Below are 254 nucleotides of genomic sequence, written 5' to 3'. Positions count from 1 at the left end.
AAACATTGCTTGGCGGCGTCCTACTCTCACAGGGGGAAACCCCCAACTACCATCGGCGCTGAAGAGCTTAACTGCCGTGTTCGGAATGGGAACGGGTGTGACCTCTTCGCTATCGCCACCAAACATGAAAGGAACGTTGTTCCTTCAAAACTAGATAATAAGAAGGTATTTCATTTTTTAAAAAGCGTTGGTTAAGTCCTCGATCTATTAGTATCAGTCAGCTCCACATGTCACCATGCTTCCACCTCTGACCT

At 46.9% G+C, this 254-nt stretch carries 1 rRNA gene; it reads right to left on the bottom strand.

What is annotated here, in order from left to right:
* Window positions 1-7: 7 nt before the first annotated feature.
* A 5S ribosomal RNA gene (gene rrf / locus Q8G36_RS28875) occupies window positions 8-123 on the bottom strand.
* Window positions 124-254 lie beyond the last annotated feature (131 nt).

The organism is Peribacillus frigoritolerans (assembly GCF_030676415.1).
Classification (GTDB): Bacteria; Bacillota; Bacilli; order Bacillales; family DSM-1321; genus Peribacillus; species Peribacillus frigoritolerans_A.
The sequence above is the reverse complement of the archived record's forward strand: the minus strand, read 5'-3'. Positions and strand labels throughout refer to the sequence as shown.